This is a genomic window from Ruegeria aquimaris (assembly GCF_025751555.1).
GTDB lineage: Bacteria > Pseudomonadota > Alphaproteobacteria > Rhodobacterales > Rhodobacteraceae > Ruegeria_B > Ruegeria_B aquimaris.
In genome coordinates this window covers 1-3,542 of record NZ_JAOWLB010000054.1, presented here as the reverse complement: position 1 = coordinate 3,542, position 3,542 = coordinate 1, and the positions used below count along the sequence as shown (strand labels likewise).

Genomic DNA, 3,542 nt, shown 5'->3' with positions numbered 1-3,542 from the left:
GATCACGTCGCGCAGGTCGCCCTCGCCCGGGCCGCCGATGAGGATGTCATCGCCATCGCCACCGTTGAGCGTGTCGGACCCGAGACCGCCGTCGAGCGTGTCATTGCCCGCCTCGCCCAAGAGCCGGTCGTTGCCCGCATCACCGGTCAGGGCATCCGCCCCCGGGGTGCCTGTCAGCTCGACCGGGTCGACCGGCACCGGCAGCGGCTCGCCATCCGGCCCATAGGCCACATCGTTGATCGTCGGGCTGAGGGCAAAAAGATCGGCCGGTGTCCAGCGGTGATAGAAATCGTCCACGGTCGGACCGGCCCCGTCGAAATCGACAGTGAGGATGAAATCGTTGGTCTCCACCCGCATGTCGAGGATCCGCACCGGCAGGGCGGCGTTGATCCAGGCCTGGTAAGCGCCCGACGAGGGGTTGATGGCATCGAGCACCGGGATCGGGGCCGGGAAAGCGCCGCGCACAACCGCGCGCACGCCGGTATCGGTGTTGATCAGGGTGACCAGATCCGGGCGGGTGACCCCCACCACGTTGGGCGCGATGCCGAACCGGTCGGTTTCATTGATGAACTGGATGGTGACATCGTCGAATGTCGCCGGGCGCCCCGGGTTTGGCCTGCCTAATCCAAAGAACAATTCGCCTGTGACGGGCATGGGAATCCTCTTGTCGAAAAGTTAACTTCAATGCGGGAATTCTGTGGACCGCGCCGTGACTCTGTCAAGGGGCAAGGGGGGACGGGAGGCCGTGTTCCGCGCCCGCGCGGTCAGACCGTGACCATCGCCTGTAGATCGAAGATCGGCAGCAGCACGGCGAGCACCACCATCAGGACAAACCCGCCCACCGCCATCATCAGGATCGGTTCGAGCAGGGCCGCGATGCGCTTGCGTTCGGTCGAGAGCGCGTTTTCCACCAGCACCGCGCTGCGCTCGGCCATCCGGGCCAGCCGGGCCGACATCTCGCCCGCCGCGATCAGCTGGCGCGCCACCGGCGGTACGAAGCTCAGCCGGTCCAGCGCCGCCGACAGGCTGTCGCCCGCGCGCACCGCCTCGGAGACCCCGGGGCCAGCGTCGAGGAATTCAGTCTGACCTTTGCCCACACCGAGAATGCCGAGGGTGAACGGTCTGGCGACGATGACATGATGGAGGCCTTCATCGCCCATGTCCCGTCCGGTTTCGTGGTCTGGGCGCTGGTGGACGGGGCCGCACAGGATCACATCTGGCTGAGGATCCCCGATACTGGAACTGTTGATCTGCTGACCCTGCTGTAAGGGGACGACGTAGGAAACATCTTCCGTTCCGTTTACGCTGAACGAAAAGGAACAGCTCGGAAGAAGCACGCCCATACCGTAGTCCTATGATCGCCTCTGGCGGAGATCCTGCATCCGACTGGGACGGTGCAGATGGGCTCGCAAGGTTTCGCACGCCAAGCAGAGGTCACTTCGGCTGTGATTGGCTTTCAGACGTTGGTAAGTAAGCAACTGCGTCAACTATGGCCTTCCTCAGCGGATCCTTGTGCGTCCCGGCGTTGTCAATACCGGCATTGATGGGGTCCGGGCAGCCTCAGCGGAATCCGCCGTGAAGTGCAGTTCGTAACGGCCGAGTTCCAGTCCTGAGGCGCCCATCATGCTCAGCTTGTCCAAGGCAAGATGCTCGGCGGTGACCACGTCAAGCGCCGCCCTGTCATATCCGGTCACCAAGACCAACCAGGGCAATGGCGTGTCTGCTCCGCGCAGGGCCTGTTCTTGTGTCATTGGCGGCGGTGGGGCTGGTTGCAGCAATTGCGCACCCACAATGCCCCGCAGATCCAGCATCCGCGGCAAGACCTCGGTGGCCAACCATTGTGAAAGCTCCGTCTCTCGCCCTGCCGTTGACTGGAAGCGAAGTGCCACAGCAACAGCACCAAGGCCGAAACCAATGCTAAAGGGAATACTGCAGAAGCCACGCGTCATGCCCCGGAAACGCGGCATCATATCCCGGGTCCACTCGGTAGGGTCATTGAGCCGTTCAAGATAAGGCTGCGAGGTCGCGACGTCTAAACTGCTGACCTCGTAGGTCACCAGGTAGCGCGGCCCGGCATCTGTCGAGATCCATCGGGTTGCACGCAAGAAGCCCGGAATAGAAAGGCGCTCATGGAAATGCTCATAGCTATGCCAGTCATCATGATCGGCCGTGTCGCCATCGATATCATAGAACAGCACCATCATAGCGTCGCTGTGCAGTGACATTATTGATCTCCTTCAAGGGTCCAGAGATGAAGTACCCGGAGAGGCTCTGTCCCTATGGCAAAGCTTGTCCAATAGAGGAAGGTCCTTCCATAGACCAAGAAAACCAAGCTCAAGCGTACAATCTATAATCCTAATATGTTACGCGCCCTACAAGGTTATGGTCTGGACGAACACGACTTCTCTTCTCTCACGCGTGTTTCGTGTAGGTTCCTTTTACCTGGAATACGCCTGTCAGATCAGGCCCGTCTGAAGGTCAGCAGAGTCCAGCTTTGTTAGTGCCGTTGAACTGGCGATGTGTCCGGTTGTTGTCTTGCCTCAGGGGTGGCTTTGCAAACCCTTGTCGTTGTTGCAGGGGTGCTGGAATCCGTCTGATGATCATGGTTATGATGGCGCAAAAAGCGTTAAACGAAATACAAGTGATAACGCCAAGAGAGGCTTGTCGGCCAAGAAAGAACGCCCAAAAAGCACGGGCAAAACCGGGTGAAAATCCGGGTTTTGATAAGGCTCTGAGATTCTCTCACAAACACGAATTTATCGCGTCAAACCCCCGTGATAACCCCGTGCGGATTCGGCATTGTCCTACGGGAAACGTGGACAAGTGAGTGTTTGGGATATGACAAGCATTTACTTCAAAAACTGCAGCCGCTTTAGGTTCACAGTCATGTGTCAACATCGCGCAGATCCTGAAACGAACCATCTGACGACAGAACAAGGACAGCTTTCCTTGTAAAACTACTTTCAAGGCGCTGCCTTGGACGAACATTGATAATACGCAATAGCGGTTCGGGCTGCTGTCCAGAACACCTTGATGGCTCAACCTGCGGGGCTGTCGGGATTGTAGAACTCGCAAGTCTTCTGTCGGGCAGCAAGCCACCAGCCGGACTGTTTCGGCCAGCTTGCAAAAACCGTGTCGTGGCCCAGGTCACGCGCAGCGTGAAGCGCCCACATCGGGTCCACCAGTGCCTCGCGGGCGATTGCGATGAGATCTGCCTGTCCACGCTCTAGAATCGTCTCCGCCTGTACAGGGTGCGTGATCAAACCAACGGCCATGGCGAGCATGCCGGTTTCTTTCCTGACCCGTTCGGCGTAGGGCACTTGGAAACCCGGCTGGCGCTTGCTGCCTGCGCCAGCAGTTGCTGCGCCTGAAATTCCGCTGGACGAGCAGTCCATAACGTCAACCCCAATCTCCTTGAGCCGACTGGCGAGCACGACAGTATCCTCAAGCGTCCAGCCATCCGGAGGCCCATCCACGGCCGACGTTCTGAAGAACAGCGGAACATCGTCGGGAAGCGTTGCGCGAACGGCCTCGGCAATCTC

Annotated in this window: 4 protein-coding genes and 1 pseudogene; 1 reads left to right on the top strand and 4 read right to left on the bottom strand. The window is 59.4% G+C overall.

Going from position 1 to position 3,542, the window contains the following annotated elements:
- A pseudogene (locus OE747_RS24635) lies at positions 1-654 on the bottom strand (hypothetical protein); the annotation flags it as partial.
- A gap of 110 nt (positions 655-764) precedes the next feature.
- The gene (locus OE747_RS24510; RefSeq protein WP_263831049.1) at positions 765-1,160 is read right to left on the bottom strand and encodes a type II secretion system F family protein; all 396 of its coding nucleotides are present in this window, start codon (positions 1,158-1,160) and stop codon (positions 765-767) included.
- Between OE747_RS24510 and OE747_RS24505 the strand changes: the two genes are divergently transcribed.
- On the top strand, positions 1,137-1,268 hold the full coding sequence (locus OE747_RS24505; protein WP_263831048.1) for a hypothetical protein: 132 nt from the start codon (positions 1,137-1,139) through the stop codon (positions 1,266-1,268). The genes OE747_RS24510 and OE747_RS24505 overlap by 24 nt on opposite strands.
- A 231-nt stretch (positions 1,269-1,499) precedes the next feature.
- On the opposite strand, the gene OE747_RS24500 is transcribed toward OE747_RS24505, so the two are convergent.
- On the bottom strand, positions 1,500-2,225 hold the full coding sequence (locus tag OE747_RS24500; protein WP_263831047.1) for a hypothetical protein: 726 nt from the start codon (positions 2,223-2,225) through the stop codon (positions 1,500-1,502).
- A gap of 813 nt (positions 2,226-3,038) precedes the next feature.
- On the bottom strand, positions 3,039-3,542 hold a 504-nt coding region (locus OE747_RS24495; RefSeq protein WP_450104000.1), incomplete at its 5' end, for an oxidoreductase.